Raw genomic sequence first — 17,839 nt, 5'->3', positions numbered from 1 at the left:
GGCCATGGCCGCCGGCGTGGCGCTGGCCGTCACCGTGGGCGATCTGCCGCAGATGCTGTCGCGCCTGGGGCTCGGCGCCGAACTGCCGATCGCCATCGGCCTGATCGTGATGCTGTATCCGCCGCTGGCGCGCGTGCGCTACGAAGAACTGCCGCGCGTGTTCCAGGACAAGCGCGTGCTGCTGCTGTCGCTGATCCAGAACTGGCTGATCGGTCCGTTTCTGATGTTTGCGCTGGCGCTGATCTTCCTGCGCGACGAGCCCGCCTACATGACCGGCCTGATCCTGATCGGCTTGGCGCGCTGCATCGCCATGGTGCTGGTCTGGAACCAGCTCGCCTGCGGCAGCGGCGCCTACGCCGCCGGCCTGGTCGCCTTCAATTCGCTGTTCCAGATTGCCTTCTTCAGCCTCTATGCCTGGTTTTTCATCGGCGTGCTGCCGCCGCTGTTCGGTCTGCAGGGCAGCGTGATCCAGGTGAGCTTCTTCACCGTGGCACGTGCGGTGCTGATCTATCTGGGCATTCCCTTCGCCGCCGGTTTCCTCAGCCGCCGACTGCTGCGGGCGTACCAGGGTGATGCCTGGTACGAGACGCGCTTTCTGCCGCGCATCGCGCCGCTGACCCTGCTCGCGCTGCTGTTCACCATCGTCGCCATGTTCAGCCTCAAGGGCGAACAGCTGCTGGCGCTGCCGCTCGACGCCCTGCGCATCGCGACGCCGCTGGCCCTGTACTTCCTGATCATGTTCGCGCTCAGCTACGCGATGGGCCGCTACATCCAGGCCGACTACCCGCGCACCACCGCCATCGCCTTCACCGCCGCCAGCAACAACTTCGAACTGGCGATCGCCGTGGCCATCGCCAGCTTCGGCCTGGCCTCGCCGGTGGCCTTCGCCACCGTGATCGGCCCGCTGGTGGAAGTGCCGGTGCTGCTGGCGCTGGTGCATGTGGCGCTGCGGCTGCGAGACGGCACGACAGCCGCCGCCGAAGGCCGTCCGGAATAAGTCTTACGTTTTGGGCTGGCGTCTGCGGGAACTACGTGCAGCCATACCAAGGTCTGGGTGCCTGGCGGCAAGCCACTCCTAGCATGAATTCGTGGCTTCGCCGCTGGCATGTCACGACCCATGATGAGGAGACCCAAGATGGCAAATCAGCAAACCCAGGCGCGCGTGCCGCCGGCCGACGCCCATTTCCGGGAAATGACCCGAGCCCCCGGCTTCGCCTGGCCCACCGCGATTCTGTTCGTGGCCAGCATGGCGGGCATCGCCACCTCCAGCTACTTCGCCCTGGCAGGCCGTATCCCGCTGTGGGCCGGCACGATTCTCAACGGCCTGTCGATCTACTTCCTGTTCAGCGTCGTGCACGACTCGTCGCACGGCGCAATCTCCCGGAACAAGTGGCTGAACGAAGCCTTCGGACACATCGGCATGCTGTTCTTCGGACCGCTGGCGCCTTTCAATCTCGCGCGCTGGATTCACATGCAGCATCACCGCTTCACCAACGATCACGTGAAGGATCCCGATGCCTTCGGCCACAAGATCGACCTGCTGACGCCGCTGCGCTGGCTCAACTTCGACTACTTCTACACCCGCTTCTTTCTCGAACAGGCCGGGCCGATGCGCCAGAAATTCATGGGCCGGCTGATCGTGCAGATCCTGTTCGTGCTCGCCGTGGCGAGCGCCTGCACCTATGCGGGCCACGGTCTGGAGATGCTGATGCTGTGGCTGCTGCCGACGCGGATCAGCTCCGCGCTGTTCGTGGCGGTATTCATCTGCATGCCCCACGCGCCGTTCAAAGCCACCTCGCAGCAGGACGAGTATCAGGCGTCGAACATCCGCGCCGGCTGGGAGTGGCTGCTGACGCCGCTGATGGCGTATCAGAACTACCACCTCGTGCACCACCTGTATCCGACGGCGCCCTTCTACCGGATGCTGAAGATCTGGAACGCCCGCCGCGAATACCATCTCAGCAAGCGTCCGTTCTTCGTTCGCACCTTTTCCATCGGCCGTGCCGCCGCCTGAGCTCCGGAGCCTGCAATGAAGAAATGGCAATGCCGGTTCTGTTCGTTCATCTATGACGAAGCCAAGGGACTGCCCGATCAGGGCATCCCGCCGGGAACACCTCTGGCACAGCTGCCGGACGACTGGATGTGCCCCGAGTGCGGCGCGACCAAGGACGACTTCGAGGAGATTTGAGGGGCGACGAAACGCCCGCATGGCGCCGCGCATGCAGGCCGCGCGTGTACTTTGCATGGTACATACTCCGACAGGGCAGAGCGCGGCCTCACTCTCGACATCCGTTTCTATCGGAACCGGCTCGTCGGCTTGAAGCTCTGGTCAACGCAGACCGTCAGACTTTTCATTGCCTTCACCTTTGCTATCTGCGCCCAGATGATCCAACTCGGCGGTTGGAGATTCTTCCTCATGGCCTCCGTATCCTGACGAGCTATCACGCTTATTGAAGTGACCGCCAATAGCCCCTCCTAGCACCATGGCTATGGTCACGAAGAAATAAAAGCTGAGTTCTGCACCTGGGAAATCTGTGATGACCTTGTAGCCGAGGCTGGCTGCCGCAAGAAGAACGGCTGCCAAGACAGCCGGACCACGACGACCTTGACGATAAGAGGTGCGCCTGCCTGGTAGCTGATCCGCGAGAGTGGACTTTCTATTTTTCATTCGCTGCTCTTGGCGCTAACGAGGCTGTAGAAAAACTCGGAACGCGTGGCTATCGGTCTCGCAGCCCTGACTTTCGCTCGCGACAGTTCGCTCAAAGCCCAGCCGAGTGCGATGAAACTGATTTGAGGCGACTGTCGCGAGCATTTATCAGTAGAGATTTTCGAGCTATGTGTTTTTCTACAGCCTCAATCGAGATAGGGGCGGACCTTACGGCCCGCCCCCTCTCACACCACCGTACATGCGCGTCACGCATACGGCGGTTCGAAGTGTTGAAGCGGATTTCATCGTGCTTCCAGCGTCGGCAAGCCCAGGTCCGTAAAGTAACGGTTCGGCAGTGCGATTGTCAGCCCCGGACTTTGCGAGAGTCGCCAGGGTCCATGCGCGGACTTGGCCGTGTTCCAGGCCAAGTTCCGTGAAACCCCGCGCTTTCTCAGTTGCCGGTAGCCGGACCGGTTCCACTGCTTCCAGATGTAGCATCGCAATCGCCTTCGCACCCATTGGTCCAGTTCTCGCAGAGGGCTCTGCACCTCGGCAATGCCGAAGTACGCTTTCCATCCAAGCAGGAGTTCTCTTAGCTCTTCGATGATCTGGGTCAGCCGACGGCCTCGTGTGCGAACGCTGATCGCCCGGACTTTGTCCTTCAGCGTCGCAATGGCCTTGTCGGCCACCTTGATCGCCTTGTCCTTGCGGCTCAGCGTAAACCCCAGAAACTTGCGCTCCCAGGGCCGGTCCACAGCGCTCTTGGCCTCGTTCACGCTGAGCCGTAGCGTGCGTTCAAGGTAGCGCCGGAGGCTTTGCATCACCCGCGTTCCCGCCGACTTGCTTCTCACAAAGACGTTGCAGTCGTCGGCGTAGCGGACAAAGCGATGGCCGCGCCGGGTAAGCTCCTGATCGAGTTCGTCAAGTACCACGTTGGCCAGCAGCGGGGAGAGCGGGCGCCTTGCGGTACGCCTTCTCTCGTGGGTTCCACGTGTTCGCCGATCTGCACGCCGGCTCGCAGGAACCGCCCGATCAGGCGCAACAGCGCCGGATCGTCGATCTTCTGCTTAAGACGGTGCATCAGACGATCATGGTTCACGCGATCAAAGAAGGCTGCAAGGTCGAGGTCCACCACCCAGCCCCATCCCGCCTTCACTTGCGCCCGGGCGTGACGCACCGCCTGATGCGCGGAGCGTCCCGGTCGGAAGCCGTAGCTGTGCGGGTGAAACATCGGCTCATAGACGCGCTGCAGCACTTGGTTGATGGCCTGTTGGATGAAACGGTCGAGCACGGTCGGAATTCCGAGCTTGCACTGGCGTCCGTCCGGCTTGGGAATCTCGACGCGCTTCACCGCCTGCGGCCGGTAGCGTTCGTGCAGCAGTTCGTCCTTGATGCCGAGCCAGTGGTCTTTCAGATACCCGGAGAGTTCATCGACGCTCATGCCGTCGACGCCCGGGGCACCACGATTGCGTCGGACCTGCCGGAGCGCTTGCAGAAGGTTTTCCTTCTCCAGCACGCGCTCAAACAGCGATGTCACACGCTCGAATTCAGGATTCGGTTGCGTACCCGCCACGGGTTCATCTTCCGGCGCATTCGCGCCGGATGCAGTGTCATCTGCCTGTTCGGATGCCGTCCCGTGTCGCCGCGCCACCGCCCTTCATCCTCCTTCGTGCGGACCTTCAGCGCCGACAGTTGCGCCTACTACGTCCTTTGCTGACTTCTGCGCGGCGATCACCTCCCTCTCGAAAGGCTCAGCTCGTCCTTGAGCACCGTGCAGATCTCCCGGGGTAAGACCCATGACGTTCGCGGCATGAAACGCTCGATTTACAAAATGCATCCCCTCGCAGATAGAGGACTTCGCGGTCACGTGCCCGCTCGTCCCGAATGCATCACGCCTCATATCGAGTTCTTGTCCATCGCCACCCCGCCTCGGCTTCCGCTTCTTTCAGACCCCGTCTCGCGACGGTGACCCTTGCGGTTCGCCTCTCCTTCGGCTCTGCAAGCCTGGAATGGGGACTTGCACCCCACACGTCACGGGCCATGCCCGGCACACACGTTCGACATGAGCGGCGGCTTGCCGACGGCGAAGCCGGCGGTAAGACGTCCGCTCGATGGAAGGGTTAGCCGTCAGTCGCTCAGCCATACGCGCAGAAAACGTGAGTGCTTGTTGCTCCAGAAGTAGAGCGAGGCTGCGCTTTCGGGCTTGAAGTAGACGAGGCTTGTATCGCGCAATTTGAGCTTGGGCCGCCCTTTGGGTGGACGGAAGTCGCATTCTCTCGCAGAGTCAAAGCAGGCGTACGTCACAACGCCAGGTTCTTGCGTGGCGATGGCCATAGCAAGGCCAACTGAGCTGTATTCCTTTGGCCACTTGATCTGTTCGATCTGAATCCAACGATGGCCCCCGCTTGGTTCTGATAGCCAGACCCACAAAGCCTCGCCACTGAAGCGTGTACTCTTTAGTACATGGGCGATGTCACTGATGCCGTCGCCATTGAAGTCGCCCTCTGCCTTCGTGTAGCGCGTGGGAGAGTCTTGTCTTGCCTCGTCCTCCACTTCGGATGGCAACGCCTGACGCCACCCGGCTGGAAGCTCTTGGGCACACGCAAACATCGAAGCCAGGAGCAGCGCAAGCAGCACGACGACCTGACGGACCTGGCTCATGACGGCTAACAGCTAATCAACGGACGGGCATCCGTATATTCCGAATTCGAGATGACAGTGGTCTGGTGTCCTAACTCACTGAATTGCATGCCGAGCTCCCTCGATGTGTCCGCATAACAATTAATCGTCCGGGCGCCTATCCGGGTCTCCGATCTTGTCCGTAATATCAAGCCTTTTACCACCACACACAAGGAGTGAAGCTTATGGGGTCTGCAGCCCCCTCGCCTGCTGGAGCAGGTTTCAATCGTCTGCCGTCGCCGCCATCTAAGCCCTGGCACTGAAGAGTCGTACCGGCACTGGATCCGCAGGTTCATCCTGTTCCACGGCAAGCGGCATCCCCAGGAGATGGGGGCCACTGAAGTCGCGGCGTTTCTGAACGATCTGGCGGTGGCTCGACAAGTGGCTGCTTCAACGCAATCCCAAGCACTGAACGCCATCGTATTCCTCTATGACGCGGTGCTGGGCCAAGCACTAGTGTCGTGAGTCAGAAATTCGCATGCGAATTCGCCGGTCTTTTTCGCGTCTGGCGGCGTTGCGCCTCCTCGCCATAGTCACCACTATGCCTCGTCGGCGCGCCTTGCCAGCCACGAAAAATCCTCGGCGACTTCATCAAGGAACTTCTGACTCACGACACTAGGCGAGATTTCCAATCTGCGGAGGGTGCAAAAGCGACATCGGGTGCCGGTGGTCCTGACCCCGGAAGAGGTTCAGGCAGTGCTGTCCAGGATGCGGGGAACGACGCTCCTCATGGCGCAGTTGATGTATGGATCGGGTTTGCGTGTGTCAGAGTGCGTAACGCTGCGAATCAAGGATGTGGAGTTCGGATCGAACTGCATCGTGGTCCGGAATGGGAAAGGGGCGAAGGATCGGACGACGGTGTTGCCCAACCGATTGCGGTCCGATCTGCAGGCTCAGCTGACGCTGGTGCTGGCACTACACAAAGCAGACCTGCTCGCCGGTTCGGGCCACGTCCCGATGCCGGGAAGCTTGCAACGCAAGTATCCGTCAGCCTCAAGATCCTGGGCCTGGCAGTTCGTGTTTCCATCGGCCGCGCAGCGGCCGCATCCCGAATTGGGCATCTGCTCAGATGGCATGCTTCAGAATAGCCCCTGCGGCACATATACCATCCACGGGACAAGCCTTCACACTACAATCCCGCGCCTTACGCATTCCGCCGCCAATGCCTTCCCATCTCGTCGCCGCCCTTTACCACTTCGCCGACCTGCCCGATTACCTTGCGCTGCGCGAACCGCTGCGCGCGGTCTGTGCGCAGGCCGGGGTGAAGGGCACGCTGCTGCTGGCGAGCGAGGGCATCAATGGCACCATCGCCGGCTCGCGTGAGGGGATCGATGCGGTGCTGGGCTATCTGCGCGCGGACGCGCGGCTGGCCGGCCTGGAGCACAAGGAGTCGTTTGCAGACACGCCGCCGTTTGCGCGGCTGAAGATCAAGCTCAAGCGCGAGATCGTGACCATGGGCAAGCCGGGCGTGGACCCGCGCAAGCTGGTGGGCACTTATGTGGAACCGGCGCAGTGGAATGCGCTGCTGGATCAGCCCGATGTGCTGCTGATCGACACGCGCAACGACTATGAGGTGAAGGTCGGGACGTTTCGCAATGCCGTTTCGCCGCAGACGCAGAGCTTCCGCGAATTTCCAGCCTTCGTGGATCAACAGCTGAGCGCCCAGAAGCAGCGCCCGATTGCCATGTTCTGCACCGGCGGCATCCGTTGCGAGAAGGCCACGGCCTATCTGCGCGAGCAGGGTTTCGAAAACGTCTACCACCTGCGCGGCGGCATTCTGAAATACCTGGAGCAGATTCCGCCCGAGCAGAGCCGCTGGCAGGGTGAGTGCTATGTCTTCGACGAGCGCGTGGCGCTGGGCCATGGCCTTACCCCCGGGCGCACGCGCCTGTGTGAAGCCTGCGGGCAGCCGCTGTCACTGGCGGAGCAGTCCGCTCCGGATTACGCACCCGGCCTGCATTGCCCGCATTGCGTGAACACGCAAAGCGAGGCGCGGCGCGCGGCGCTGCGCATGCGCCGGTCGCAGCGCGAATCCTAAAAAGCCCGATTGCCGCTCGCGCGGGATCACGGCGTTTCTGCAGCCGGCGCGGCGCTTGTCTCAAGACGCCGGAAAACCCGGCAGACCTGGCACGTGCTCCAGCGCCTCATCCCAATCCGCCTTGCTGGCCATGAACAGGTGCGCGTCGGGCCTCGTGCGCAGCGGGCTGTCCAGGCTGCCGGCTGGCACCACCAGCTGCCCGGGTTCCGCCAGCCTCGGCAGCGCCGAGCCGCAGCGCGAGCAGAAGGCTCGGGCATGGCGCGTGCCCGGCAAGGTGAAGACGCTGACGCGATCCTCGCCGCTGAGCCAGCGCAGGCGGGCGCTGGATGAAAAGAGATTGGCGCCATGCGCCGAGCCGCTGTCCTTGCGACAGTAGCTGCAGTGGCAGAGATAGAAGCGCTCGAACTCGCCTTGCACTTCAAAGAGCACCTCGCCGCAGAGGCAGGAACCGGTGTGTCGGCTGTCGTGCATGATCAGGCCCCAGGCGCATATCCCGTGAATTTCATCGTCTTGTTCAAGCCTGCGCGGCGCGGCGGTGCGAGCCGCGCCAGACCAGGCGCCAGATCAGCACGCAGGACCAGGCATAGAGCACCAGCTTGATGCGGGTGGCGGCGCTGGCGATGGCAATCAAGGACGCATTCAACGCAAGGCCTGCGGCATGGTGTGCGAGCTGCTGCAGATGGATGCTGTTTTCCAGCCAGTCCGCGAGCACGGTCAGACCCGGCGCCAGCAGCCAGAGCCCACGCGGTGCCTGACCCAGCAGCCGCCAGGCCAGCAGCAGGCAGGCGATCAGTACTGCACCGTAGAGAACCGGAAAGCCGAGGTCCATGAGCAGAAAGCGGCGCTCGGCGGCCTGGCCCGCAGCGCCCAGCCACTGCCAGTACGCGCTGACATCCGCCAGCTCATAGCCCTGCAGGCGCAGGTTCAGCGGCAGACTGACCGGATCGGCCGTGCGCTCGTAGTGCGCGCGGCCGCTGAGCTGCTCCATCAGCTTGCCCGGCCCCAGCAACACCAGCAGTGGCAGCAGCGCGATCAGCAGCGCAATCAGACGAGGCTTCATGGGGCGCTCCGCGTGGGACCTTCCACAGTTTAAGCCGGCCGTCACCGACGCGACGCAGAGCGGGTTTACACTGACCGCCTCGTCATTGCCAGAGCCCTTGCTCATGAACACCGTTCCGGAGCTGCGATCTGGCACCCTCATTGCGCAGCGCATCTTCGATGTGGCCTTCGCCATCGATCTGCCCGCCGTGGAACAGCTCTGGGCCGCGCGCAGCGGCCCCAGCAGCCGGCGCGGGCGCCTGAGCAACACGCAGCCCAAGGCGGTGGCCTTCGACGTGCCGCCGGTGGTGCTGGACCTGGAGCCGCTGCAGCTGTCGCTGGCGGACGAGATGTTTTCGCTGGCGGTGCAGGCGCGCTTCTACGACTTCGGCGTGCTGTCGCTGGCCCTGCAGCTGCCGGTGAGCCATTGCAGCTGGACGCGTTACCGGCAGCTGCTGGAAGCCCTGGATCAGGCCGTGGGCCCGCGCGCGCAGAGCACGGCCTGGCCGGAGCTGCTGGACAAGCTGCGTGTGCTCACCGGCTCGGCCTATCAGCGACCCACCACGCGCTATGTGCAGGAGGATTATCTCTGCGCCGTGGTGCATGAATTCGCCGCACCGCTGCGCGCCGAGGAACTGCTGGAGCGTGTGGACCTGGCCGCGCTGCTCGCCGGCGAGACGCGCCCGCTGTCGCCCGGCGCGCAGCGTGATCTCCTGAGCCGGCGCTTCTCCTACTACGAGGATGATCTGGTGGTGCTGAGCTGGGAGCGCGCCTTCATCTACGATCCGCGCGGCGACAGCGACGTGGCCGATGTGCTGGAGATTGCCAACGCCCAGCTGCTGGAGATGCGTTACTACGACGAGCTGCTCGACGAAGAGCTGCCGCGCATGTACGACCTGGTGGAGGCCACGCAGCGTTCGGTGTGGCCGGTGGCGCCGGCGCGCTATGCACGTCTGGCGCGCAAGCTCTATGCGCTGGTGGCCGAGGTCACCGAGCTGAAGGAGAAGGTGGACAACGCCCTGCAGGTGACCGAGGACGTGTACCTGGCGCGCGTCTACAGCGCGGCCCTGGACCAGTTCCGCGTGCCCAGCGTCAGCCAGGCGGTGGACCGCAAGCTGGCGATCATCCGCGACACTTACATCGCGCTGTATGACGAAGCCTCCAGCCGGCGCGCGGAGCTGCTGGAAGTGTCGATCGTGCTGCTGATCGTGATGGAGCTGGCGCTGGCGCTGCTGCGGCACTGAGCGGCGGATCTTGCCCGCTCCCGCTCCCCCATCGCGGCGCGATGAGGGAGCGGCGATCGTTTACACCGCCAGCTTCTCGCATTCCTTCGCGCAGGCCAGGCAGGACTCGGCGCAGGCCTTGCACTGCGGGTGCTTGTCGGCATGCTTGCGGCATTCCTTTTCGCAGTCGCGGCAGGCTTGCAGCGCCACCTTGGCCATTGCCGGCAGATAGGCGGACTTCTGCACGGCGAGCTGCTGCAGGGCGGCGCAGATCGGCAGCATCTGCTGCACGCTGCGCGCGCAGCCCACGATGCTGGTATCGCCCTGGCCGAGCAGGCTCAGGCAGTGATCGATGCACACCTGTCCGGTCTTGATGCAGTCGGCGGCGGTGGCGGCGATGGGCGGATAGGCCTCGGCCATGTGGTGGTGATGATGCATGCCGGCCTCGTCCGGCATCTTGTCCTCGGCCCAGGCGGCGCTGATCACGCTGGAGGCCACGGCTGCGGTGGCAGCGGTCAGGAACTTTCTTCTTTGCATGGTCTTCTCCCTGTCTTGAATGGCGCGCAAACCCTGCGCCGTACGGGGAGCATGCCACGGCTTTGATGAAAAGAAATGCCTTGCGTCATGCTCGCGACCGCGGGGCTGTGCCACCGCGGAGGCGCCGATGGCGGGCGGCGCAAGAACGGTCAGGACGGGCGCGGGCGTCTGCGGCAAGCTAGGGCGCATGGACTGTCCTCCGCCACCCAGCGCAGATCGCATCGCCCGCAGCCTCGCATTCATGGAGGCGCATCTGTTCGGGCCGCTGACGCTGGAGCATCTGGCGCAGCAGGCCCAGCTCTCCGCATATCACTACGCGCGGCTGTTCACGGCGCACATGGGCCGCAGCCCGATGGCGCATCTGCGGGGTCGGCGGCTGCTGGCTGCGGCGCGACGCCTGCTCGATCAGCCGCAGCGGTCTCTGCTGCATCTGGCCCTGGACTGCGGCTTCGAGTCGCCGGAGGCCTTCAGCCGCGCCTTCAAGCGTCAGTTCGGGGTCGCCCCCGGACGCTTCCGGCGCGGCTTTTCACTCACCCCCTTGGAGGGACAGTTCCCTATGAGTCTTCCCGAATCCGTACAGCCGCAGGTGGCGCTGCTGCCTGATCGCCAGACGCTGCCGGCCTTCACGGTGGCCGGTTACGCGCGCGACTTCGACGAGAGCAACAAGGCCGATATTCCACAGCTCTGGTCGCGGCTGCTGGCGCAGCTGCCATTCGAGGGCCAGCTGCCGAGCTGGAACAGCTACGGCGTGGTGTCCTGCGTGTCGGCCGAGAATGGCAGCTTGCGCTATCTGGCCGGCGTGGCGGTGCAGGCCGATGCGCCGCTGCCGCCCGGCTTCGAGCGGCTGCACATTGCCGCCGCGCGCTATGCGGTGTTCCGCATCACGCTGGGCGGTGGCGGCATTCACCTGCAGATCAAGGCGGCGATGGCGAAGATCTGGGGCGAGCTGCTGCCGGCCTCGGGCCTGCGGGTGGCGGCCGGGCCGGACTTCGAACGCTATGACGGCCGCCAGGCGCTGGATCAGGCGGGCGCGGTGATCGAGTTCCTGGTGCCGGTGGAGGCCTAGTGTCGTGAGTCAGAAATTCGCATGCGAATTCGCCGGTCTTTTTCGCGTCTGGCGGCGTTGCGCCTCCTCGCCATAGTCACCACTATGCCTCGTCGGCGCGCCTTGCCAGCCACGAAAAATCCTCGGCGACTTCATCAAGGAACTTCTGACTCACGACACTAGCGCCCCTCCGCCCTTGCGACAGAGGGGCGCTGTTCAGCTACCAGCGCACCACGCCGGTGATGCCATAGGTGCGCGGCTCCTCGAAATTGGCCACGGTGAGACTGCCGAAGCCCGGGCCGAAATCGATGAAGTTGGTGGCACTGTCGTCGTCCAGCACATTGCGGCACCACAGCGCGACCTCGCCGGAGGCGCTGCTGCCCAGACGCACATTGGCCAGGGCCAGGCGTGCATTGAGAATGCCGTGGCCGTTCACCTTGCTGTCACGGGCCAGCTGCTGCGCCGGGTCCGTGGGCTGCAGCTGATAGGCGTAGGTGTAGAAGTCGCTCTGATACGCGTAATCGAGCAGACCGCGCAGCTCGCCCAGGCTCAGGCGCCAGAGACGCGCATCCACATAGGCATTGAAGCTGTTTTTCGGCGCATGCACGAAAGCGCGGTTGTGGGCCTGATCCGTGCCGCTGGCGTCAATGAATTCGTCGTAGCGGGGATGCAGATAGGCGTAGTTGAAGCCCAGGCGCGAACCCGGCGCGAACGCCCAGGCACCTTCCAGCTCGGCGCCGTAGATGGTGGCCTTGCCGGCATTGCGCACCGCACTGGCGGCGCCGGCGCCGCCGAGGAACAGCGATTCCTGCAGGTCCTTGGCCTTGTTGTAGAACAGCGCGGTATTCAGCTGCAGACGGCTGTCGAACAGATTGCTCTTCACGCCCCATTCAAAGGAGCGCTGCTTCTCGGGCTTGAAGGGCGTGTTGGTCTGACCGATGTTGTACGCGGCATCCTGCGTGGGATCGGCAAACTCGCCGTTGAACCCACCGCTCTTGAAGCCCTCGGCATAGCGCAGATAGGTGTTGAGCTGCGTGCTGAGCTGGTAGGCGATGCTGGCCATCGGCGTGGTGGCGCTGAAGGTCTTGTCCGGGCTGGTGCCTTGCGGAATCAGATAGGCATAAGACTGCCCCGGGCCCGGCGTGCAGTACGTGGGATACACGAAAGGCGCATTGCAGCCGAACACGCGATCCAGCTCCTTCTTCTCGCGCGTGTAGCGGATTCCGGCGCTCAGGGTCAGCGGCTGCAGCGGCTTGTAGTCGATCTGCCCGTAGCCGGAGACCGCACTGCTCTTCGTGCCATAACGCGAGTCCTCATCCACGGCATTGTCGAAGAAGTGCAGCGGATTGTTGGTATTGCCCTTGTCGCCGAAGTAGTAGACACCGGCCACGTATTGCAGCTGCTCGCGGTGACCCAGCCACTGCAGATCCTGCGAGAGCTGGTGATAGTCGGTGAAGCGCTGCGTGAACACCACGTTCATCGGCGAGCCGTCGATGTCCAGGGAGTCGTCCCAGTTCAGCTGGCGGAAGCCGCTGATGCTCTTGAGCGTGTTGTGCTCGTCCACGTCCCAGCTCAGGGTGAACGAGTGCCCGGTGATGTGCGCGCGCTCGAACATCGGCGCGTCCAGATCGGCATGCTCCTGGCGCTGCTGCGAGGCGTAGCTCGGCAGCGTGGGGTAACCCACGAAAGTGAAGAAGCCGGCGCTGGCGCGATACAGCTGATCCCAGTTCGGCGTCTGATTGACGTTGCTGCGATCAAAGCGGTACTGGCCGAGCAGGCCCGGCGCGAAATCGAAGTCGGCGGCCAGCCGCAGGCCATCGTTGTGGCGGTTGTTGAGTTCGCCGGTGGAGCTGCTGCTGGCGGTGTGCACCCAGCCGTCGCGCTGCTCCTGGCGCACCGCCAGGCTCAGGCTGACGATGCCCATCTTCGGCAGATCCACCGAGGCCTTGCTGAGCACCGCATTGAAATTGCCGATCTCCAGGCTGGCGCTGCCGGCAAAGCTGCCGGAAGGCTTGCGCGTGATCAGATTGATGGCGCCGGCCAGGGTGTTGCGGCCGTAGAGCGTGCCCTGCGGGCCGCGCAGCACTTCCACGCGTTCAAGATCGACGATGTCGAAGATGCCGCCCTGCGCCTTGCCGATGTACACGCCGTCCACGTACACGCCCACCGCCGGGTCCCAGTAGATGGCGGGATTGATCTGCGACAGGCCGCGGATGGTGATCTGCGAGATGGTGGAATTGGACGCGGTCTTGCTGATCTGCAGGCCCGGCGCCAGCGCCGAAAGATCGGCCACGTTCTGGATGCCGCGATTCTCCACCTGCTCGGCGCTGAGCGCGGTCACCGCGATGGGCACTTCCTGCAGCTTTTCCTCGCGCCGCTGGGCGGTCACGATCACCTCCTCAAGCTTGTCGCCTTCGGCGGGCGCTGCGGCGTCCTGAGCGGTGGCGGACATGGCCAGAGGCAGCAGGCCCGGCAACAGAATCAGCGCCGCAGCGCGGTGCTGGTTTTGGATCGGCATGTGAGTCTCCTCTTTGAAATCCCGGACACCGTGTGCAGCGGCGTCTCCGTCCCTTATGCTCCGGCCAAGCGCGCACAGGGCCATCGTCCGGACGGACGAGAGGCGGTTTCGCCCGGATGGAGGAGGCTTGCGCTTTGCCGCGATGCCAGCATCATGGCCGGATACGAGTTCAAATCACGGAGCACACCATGGGCCGCCTTCAGGACAAGATCGCCATCGTCACCGGAGGCGCGCGCGGCATGGGCGCCGCCACTTCGCGGCTGTTTGCGCAGGAAGGCGCACGCGTGCTGATCGCCGATGTGCTGGAGGGCGAAGGTCACGCCCTGGCGGCGGAGCTGGGCCAGCGGGCGCGCTTCGAGCGTCACGATGTCAGCGATGAAAACAGCTGGCGCAAGCTGATCGATGATGCGGTGCGCAGCCATGGGCGCATCGATGTGCTGGTGAACAATGCCGGCGTGCTGATGTTCCGCACCCTGGCGGAGACCAGCCTGGCGGATTTCGCGCGCGTGATCGACATCAACCTGATCGGCTGTTTCCTGGGCGTGAAGCTGGTGGGCGAGCAGATGGTGAAACAGGGCAGCGGCAGCATCGTCAACGTTTCATCCGTGGACGGCATGAAGGGCGCCAACGGGCTGGGCGCATACAGCGCCTCGAAGTGGGGCATTCGCGGCCTGACGCGCGTGGCGGCGATGGAGTACGGGCACAAGGGCGTGCGCGTGAACTCCATCCATCCCGGCGGCATCGATACCGCGATGGGCAACCCTTACGGCGAGCCCCGGAGCGAGGTGAACAAGCGCTACGGCATGGTGCCGCTGCAGCGCGTCGGCGAGCCCGTGGAAGCCGCGCGCGTCTCGCTGTTTCTGGCCAGCGACGAGGCCTCCTATCTCTGCGGCGCGGAGATCGCCGTGGACGGCGGCATGCTCACCGGCCAGTACTACGTCGGCTTTCCGGGCGCGCCGGGGGTTTGATCGCGCGCAGCGCGCGCTGCGTTCAGGCGGCCTCCGCCTGACCCAGCAGCAGGCGTTCCAGTTCTTCCAGGGCCTCGCCGGCATAGACCGAGAGCTTCTGCATGCTGGGCAGCGCGTCGCGGCAGCCGGTGAAGCCGACGTTGAACTGTCCGGCGTAGGACACCGCCGTGATGTTCAGCGCCTGGCCGTGCGAGAGCAGCGAGATGGGATACATCTGCTCCAGCGGCGCGCCGTTGAAATACAGCTGCCGGTCCGGGCCCGGCACGTTGGAGAGCGTGACGTTGAACATCGGCCGCGTGTGGCCGCCCAGGCCGGAGAGCAACTGCGCCATGTACGGCGCCATGAACAGCGTGGTGTAGTTGTTGATGTCGGTCTTGGCCAGTTGCTGCAGATGGCGCTTGGCCAGCTGCGCGGAGTCGTGAATCGCGGCCAGACGCTCCAGGGGATCGGCGATGTGGGTGTTGAGGCTGGCGATGATGAAGCTGATGGCATTGCCGGCGCTCTGATCGTCGGCCGGACGCACCGACACCGGCACGCCGGCGGTGAGCGGCGCGGCGGGCAGCTGGCCGATCTCCAGCAGGTAGCGGCGCATGGACGCGGCGCAGATTTCCATGAACACATCGTTGACGCTGACCTTGCCGGCGCGCGCCACGCGGCGCACGCGCTCCAGCGAATAATGCTGGGTGGCGAAGCGACGCTGTCCGGACACCACGCCATTGAGCACCGAGCGCGGACCGGCAAAGGGCAGGGCCCAGTCCTTCTGCTGATGCTGGACCGCCTCGCGGGCGAGCTCGCCGAAGGCGCGCGTCACCGCCGGAATGCTGCGCAGCTGGCCGCGCACACCCTGCAGCAGATCGCGGATCGGCTGCGCCGGCTCGCTGGGATCGGGTTCCACCTCGCGATGCCGCAGGCCGGCGCCGACCGACCAGGGCGGCAGCAGATCCTGGGTGGCCGGGTCGGGCGAGAGCATGCGCTGCAGCATGCGCATGCCGCCGATGCCGTCCACCAGCGAGTGGTGCATCTTGATGTACAGGGCGAAGCGGCGGTTCTCCAGACCCTCGATCAGATGGCATTCCCAGAGCGGCCGGCTGAAATCCATGGCATTGGAATGCAGGCGCGAGATCAGCACGCCCAGCTCGCGCTCGCCGCCCGGCGCCGGCAGCGCCGAGTGGCGGAAGTGGTAATCCAGGTCGATCTGGGTCTCGATCTCCCAGGCCGGCAGCAGGAAGCGCAGGCGCGGCGACGCCAGGCGCAGATTGAAGGGCGAGGCGAAATGGCGGGCGGCGCGGAAGGCCTCCACCTGGCGGCGCAAGAACGGCGCGCCGGCGCGGGCCGGCAGGGAAAAGATCGCCAGGCAGCCCACCTGCATGGGCGTGGCGCGGGTGTCCACGTACAGCCAGGCCGCATCCAATGGCTTGATCAGTTGCATGAGCGCTCCCCTTATAAATTTCTCGTCCGGCCAGTCTAGGGCCTGCCTTGCGGCTTTCACAGAACCCGGGTCCGCTCCGGACTGTCCCGCCGGCCATTCCCTGCTGGCCCGCAAGCCGGCCTATACTGTAAGAACCAAACCGGGCGTTTAATTTGACCCGAGACCTTTTCCCTTCGGGACTGCAGGAGATCTCCGCCATGAATACCGTCGTGTCCTTTCTGCCCAATGCGCACAGCGCCAGCCTGGACGAGATCCGCCGCGTGTTCGACGCGCAGTGGCCCACCGCCCTGCGCCTGCGCATGTCCACCGCCGCCGAGCGCATCGCCAAGATCCAGCGCCTGCATGATGCGATGCTGGCCAACCGCCAGGCGCTCTATGACGCCGCCTACCGCGACTTCAAGAAGCCGCCCGCGGAAGTGGACCTGGGCGAAACCCTGCCGGTGATCTCGGAAGCCAAGCACACCATGCGCAGCCTGAAGCGCTGGATGAAGCCGCTGCGCGTCTGGCCTTCCCGCACCACCATGGGCACCAGCAGCCATGTGCAGTTCGAGCCCAAGGGCCGCTGCCTGATCATCTCGCCGTGGAACTACCCGGTGAATCTCACCTTCGGTCCGCTGGTGTCCTGCATCGCGGCCGGCAACACCGCCATCCTCAAGCCTTCGGAAATGACGCCGAACATGTCGGCGCTGATGGTGCGCATCGTGCGCGAGATCTTCTCGCCCGATGAAGTGGCGATCTTCGAAGGCGAGGCCGATGTCTCCACCGCGCTGCTGGCCCTGCCCTTCGACCACATCTTCTTCACCGGCTCGCCGGCAATCGGCAAGGTGGTGATGGCGGCCGCCGCCAAGAACCTCACGTCCGTGACCCTGGAGCTGGGCGGCAAGTCGCCGACCATCGTCGATGAAAGCGCCAACATCAAGGCTGCGGCGCGCACCATCATGTGGGGCAAGTACACCAACAACGGCCAGACCTGCATCGCGCCGGACTACATCTACGTGCACGAGAGCGTGAAGCAGGCTTTCGTTGACGAGTGCACCGCCGTGCTGCGTGAAAGCTATGGCAAGGACATGGGCGCGCAGCTGGCCAGCCCCAATCTGGCACGCGTGGTCAACCAGCGCCACACCAAGCGCGTCGCCGGCCTGCTGCAGGACGCGCAGCAGCGCGGTGCGCGCGTGCTCTGCGGCGGCGGCGTCAACGAGAACGAGTGCTTCGTGCAGCCGACCCTGCTCGACAACATTCCGGCCGACGCCAGGATCCAGAGCGAGGAAATCTTCGGACCGCTGCTGCCGATCTTCGCCTACAGCGATCTGGACAAGGCGATTGCCGCCATCAACGAGCAGCCCAAGCCGCTGGCGCTGTACATCTGGAGCCGCAACGAGCGCAACATCCAGCGCGTACTCAAGAGCACCAGTGCCGGCGGCACTTGCATCAACCATGTGGTGATGCAGTTTGCGCAGGGCAATCTGCCTTTCGGTGGCGTGAACAATTCCGGCATCGGTTCGGCGCATGGTCACTACGGTTTCCGCGCCTTCTCGCACGAACGCGCGGTGGTGCGCACCCGCTTCAACCTCGCCACGCTGCTGTTCCCGCCGTACAGCAACTTCACCCGTCGCGTGCTCGACATGATGGTGAAGACGCAGTAAGGCCTGCAGCCTGTCTTGAGCCTCACAGACGAGGGCGGTCGCAAGACCGCCCTTTTTTCATGACGCAAATCCTG

The 17,839-nt window shown here is 64.4% G+C and carries 17 protein-coding genes and 2 pseudogenes; 10 read left to right on the top strand and 9 right to left on the bottom strand.

The window, feature by feature from the left end; all coding sequences use genetic code 11:
• Nucleotides 1–4: 4 nt before the first annotated feature.
• From arsB to BMY12_RS14565, 3 genes are all read left to right on the top strand, one after another.
• On the top strand, nucleotides 5–997 hold the full coding sequence (arsB, locus tag BMY12_RS14575; protein WP_218140219.1) for an ACR3 family arsenite efflux transporter: 993 nt from the start codon (nucleotides 5–7) through the stop codon (nucleotides 995–997).
• A gap of 138 nt (nucleotides 998–1,135) precedes the next feature.
• Nucleotides 1,136–2,014, top strand: coding sequence for a fatty acid desaturase (locus BMY12_RS14570; RefSeq protein WP_093287718.1), 879 nt, complete (start codon nucleotides 1,136–1,138; stop codon nucleotides 2,012–2,014).
• A 15-nt stretch (nucleotides 2,015–2,029) separates the two neighbouring features.
• Nucleotides 2,030–2,188, top strand: coding sequence for a rubredoxin (locus BMY12_RS14565; RefSeq protein ID WP_093287716.1), 159 nt, complete (start codon nucleotides 2,030–2,032; stop codon nucleotides 2,186–2,188).
• A 141-nt stretch (nucleotides 2,189–2,329) separates the two neighbouring features.
• On the opposite strand, the gene BMY12_RS20040 is transcribed toward BMY12_RS14565, so the two are convergent.
• The 4 genes and pseudogenes from BMY12_RS20040 to BMY12_RS14550 form a co-directional block, all read right to left on the bottom strand.
• Complete coding sequence (locus BMY12_RS20040) at nucleotides 2,330–2,668, bottom strand: hypothetical protein (RefSeq protein ID WP_143068968.1); 339 nt, start codon at nucleotides 2,666–2,668, stop codon at nucleotides 2,330–2,332.
• 281 nt (nucleotides 2,669–2,949) lie between these two features.
• Nucleotides 2,950–3,336 carry a group II intron maturase-specific domain-containing protein gene (locus BMY12_RS20695; RefSeq protein WP_245732542.1) on the bottom strand — a complete coding sequence of 129 codons (387 nt, stop codon included), beginning with the start codon at nucleotides 3,334–3,336 and terminating at the stop codon, nucleotides 2,950–2,952.
• An 84-nt stretch (nucleotides 3,337–3,420) separates the two neighbouring features.
• Nucleotides 3,421–4,088 (bottom strand): annotated as a pseudogene (locus BMY12_RS20520) (reverse transcriptase domain-containing protein); the annotation flags it as partial.
• Between the two features lie 686 nt (nucleotides 4,089–4,774).
• Complete coding sequence (locus tag BMY12_RS14550; protein WP_093287710.1) at nucleotides 4,775–5,308, bottom strand: hypothetical protein; 534 nt, start codon at nucleotides 5,306–5,308, stop codon at nucleotides 4,775–4,777.
• A gap of 210 nt (nucleotides 5,309–5,518) precedes the next feature.
• Here BMY12_RS14550 and BMY12_RS14545 point away from each other — a divergent pair, with 210 nt between their 5' ends.
• The 3 genes and pseudogenes from BMY12_RS14545 (at nucleotide 5,519) to trhO (ending at nucleotide 7,364) form a co-directional block, all read left to right on the top strand.
• Nucleotides 5,519–5,791, top strand: coding sequence for a phage integrase N-terminal SAM-like domain-containing protein (locus BMY12_RS14545; RefSeq protein ID WP_093287708.1), 273 nt, complete (start codon nucleotides 5,519–5,521; stop codon nucleotides 5,789–5,791).
• Between the two features lie 243 nt (nucleotides 5,792–6,034).
• Nucleotides 6,035–6,169, top strand: a pseudogene (locus BMY12_RS20920) (tyrosine-type recombinase/integrase); the annotation flags it as partial.
• A gap of 319 nt (nucleotides 6,170–6,488) precedes the next feature.
• Nucleotides 6,489–7,364 (top strand): oxygen-dependent tRNA uridine(34) hydroxylase TrhO, encoded by an 876-nt coding sequence (trhO, locus tag BMY12_RS14535; RefSeq protein WP_093287705.1) that lies wholly within the window; start codon nucleotides 6,489–6,491, stop codon nucleotides 7,362–7,364.
• A 60-nt stretch (nucleotides 7,365–7,424) separates the two neighbouring features.
• Here trhO and BMY12_RS14530 read toward each other — a convergent pair whose 3' ends face one another.
• Nucleotides 7,425–7,835 (bottom strand): GFA family protein, encoded by a 411-nt coding sequence (locus BMY12_RS14530; protein WP_093287703.1) that lies wholly within the window; start codon nucleotides 7,833–7,835, stop codon nucleotides 7,425–7,427.
• Between the two features lie 43 nt (nucleotides 7,836–7,878).
• On the bottom strand, nucleotides 7,879–8,424 hold the full coding sequence (locus BMY12_RS14525) for a hypothetical protein (RefSeq protein ID WP_093287700.1): 546 nt from the start codon (nucleotides 8,422–8,424) through the stop codon (nucleotides 7,879–7,881).
• A 103-nt stretch (nucleotides 8,425–8,527) separates the two neighbouring features.
• Here BMY12_RS14525 and BMY12_RS14520 point away from each other — a divergent pair, with 103 nt between their 5' ends.
• Nucleotides 8,528–9,646 carry an RMD1 family protein gene (locus tag BMY12_RS14520; RefSeq protein ID WP_093287697.1) on the top strand — a complete coding sequence of 373 codons (1,119 nt, stop codon included), beginning with the start codon at nucleotides 8,528–8,530 and terminating at the stop codon, nucleotides 9,644–9,646.
• Between the two features lie 60 nt (nucleotides 9,647–9,706).
• Here the strand turns inward: BMY12_RS14520 and BMY12_RS14515 are convergent, their stop codons facing one another.
• Nucleotides 9,707–10,162: a four-helix bundle copper-binding protein gene (locus BMY12_RS14515; RefSeq protein ID WP_093287695.1), complete on the bottom strand. Its 456-nt coding sequence runs from the start codon at nucleotides 10,160–10,162 to the stop codon at nucleotides 9,707–9,709.
• Between the two features lie 241 nt (nucleotides 10,163–10,403).
• Here BMY12_RS14515 and BMY12_RS14510 point away from each other — a divergent pair, with 241 nt between their 5' ends.
• Nucleotides 10,404–11,228 (top strand): AraC family transcriptional regulator, encoded by an 825-nt coding sequence (locus BMY12_RS14510; RefSeq protein WP_218140212.1) that lies wholly within the window; start codon nucleotides 10,404–10,406, stop codon nucleotides 11,226–11,228.
• A gap of 199 nt (nucleotides 11,229–11,427) precedes the next feature.
• On the opposite strand, the gene BMY12_RS14505 is transcribed toward BMY12_RS14510, so the two are convergent.
• Entirely contained in the window at nucleotides 11,428–13,725 is a 2,298-nt protein-coding gene (locus BMY12_RS14505) for a TonB-dependent receptor (RefSeq protein WP_093287689.1), read from the bottom strand.
• A gap of 188 nt (nucleotides 13,726–13,913) precedes the next feature.
• On the opposite strand from BMY12_RS14505, the gene BMY12_RS14500 reads away from it, so the two are divergent.
• Nucleotides 13,914–14,693 carry an SDR family NAD(P)-dependent oxidoreductase gene (locus BMY12_RS14500; RefSeq protein WP_093287686.1) on the top strand — a complete coding sequence of 260 codons (780 nt, stop codon included), beginning with the start codon at nucleotides 13,914–13,916 and terminating at the stop codon, nucleotides 14,691–14,693.
• A 22-nt stretch (nucleotides 14,694–14,715) separates the two neighbouring features.
• Here the strand turns inward: BMY12_RS14500 and BMY12_RS14495 are convergent, their stop codons facing one another.
• Nucleotides 14,716–16,122 (bottom strand): WS/DGAT/MGAT family O-acyltransferase, encoded by a 1,407-nt coding sequence (locus BMY12_RS14495; RefSeq protein ID WP_093287683.1) that lies wholly within the window; start codon nucleotides 16,120–16,122, stop codon nucleotides 14,716–14,718.
• Nucleotides 16,123–16,319: 197 nt separating this feature from the next.
• On the opposite strand from BMY12_RS14495, the gene BMY12_RS14490 reads away from it, so the two are divergent.
• On the top strand, nucleotides 16,320–17,765 hold the full coding sequence (locus tag BMY12_RS14490; protein WP_093287680.1) for an aldehyde dehydrogenase family protein: 1,446 nt from the start codon (nucleotides 16,320–16,322) through the stop codon (nucleotides 17,763–17,765).
• Nucleotides 17,766–17,839: the final 74 nt, after the last annotated feature.

The sequence above is a fragment of the Solimonas aquatica genome (genome assembly GCF_900111015.1).
Classification (GTDB): domain Bacteria; phylum Pseudomonadota; class Gammaproteobacteria; order Nevskiales; family Nevskiaceae; genus Solimonas; species Solimonas aquatica.
Note: the sequence above shows the minus strand (reverse complement) of the source record. Positions and strands in the feature narration are given on the sequence as shown.